The 1248-nt window shown below is 34.4% G+C and carries 1 protein-coding gene; it reads left to right on the plus strand.

What is annotated here, in order from left to right; all coding sequences use genetic code 11:
- A partial coding sequence (locus VB776_RS24455) for a DDE transposase (protein ID WP_323699466.1) occupies positions 1-1038 on the plus strand: 1038 nt, incomplete at its 5' end.
- Between the last annotated feature and the right edge of the window lie 210 nt (positions 1039-1248).

The raw sequence follows: 1248 nt of genomic DNA on the forward strand, positions 1-1248 counted from the left end.
AACTCTTTTGTTTCAAGAGTAAGGTCTTATTTGGGAGAGCATTTAGATTTGAATCTATTTCAAAGTGTGATGGTTAATAGTTGGAAATCCGAGATTCCTGATAAAAATGTGTTATTAATGGATGCTACGTGTTATGAAGTTTATCTTCGAATTCCTACCGACGTGAAGTTACTTTGGGAATCTTGTACTTGGCTGTGGGAGAAACAGATTCCTGCTTTATGCACAAGTAATAAAATCAAATTACCAAGGTCTAAATACAAAGACCAAAAGATAAAACAGTTGACTTACAGCAAACTTAGAAAGAAGATTCATCGAAAGACCTACTCCAGAAAACGTTCACTTTTAAAGCTACTCAATAAAGGTATTTTAACACTCAGTGAACTCCTAGAAAAAGTTAAATCTAAAGGTTTTTTAGAAAAAGATGGAGAAATATTTCAAACGATTAAAGTGGTTTATGAACAACAAAAACAACTTTTTGAAATACCTGAGTCAAAGATTAGTGACCGCATAGTAAGCATCTATAAACCCTATATTAGACCTATTGTCAGAGGAAAGGAGAATAAACCCGTAGAGTATGGTATCAAGGTTCACATCAACCAAGTAGGAGGAATTAACATCATTGAGCATGCAAGCTACAATGCTTTCAATGAGTGTAAGAGACTGAAAGAAAGCGTAATAAAACATGAAACAATGATTGGAAAATGTACTCATGTAGCCGCAGATGGGATTTATCCAACCAATGAGAATCGTACTTTTTTAAGAGAGCAAAGTATCCAACATAATTTTTGTAGAAAAGGTAGAGGCAAAGATGATAAAGCCACCAAGCAAATGAAAGGCATTCTCAATAAAGAACGGAGTACACGTCTAGAGGGTAGTTTTGGCACTGAAAAAGAACATTATCTTTTACGCAAAATAAAGGCAAGGAGTCAAAAGACAGAGCTAATTTGGTTATACTTCGGCGTATATACAGCCAATGCGGTTAGGATTACCAACCGAAGGAAAGAAAACAGTCAGCAAGCTCAAAAACTGGCAGCCTAACATAAATCCTATAGGACAGTAAATAACCACTCAACAAGCTGGTATGAGAAAATGTTGACCAGATTTTACGAAAAATAAATCTGGAAAGGTACAAGTCAAATAAAATTGTATTTTTTTAATAAATCACCGTAAGTGAAATGAAAAATCCACCCAGAATATGAGTGGATTTTATTCTAAATCAATATCGAAAAACAATTTTCAAGGGAAGCC

Origin of the sequence: Arcicella gelida (genome assembly GCF_034931025.1) — a bacterium.
Taxonomy (GTDB): Bacteria; Bacteroidota; Bacteroidia; order Cytophagales; family Spirosomataceae; genus Arcicella; species Arcicella gelida.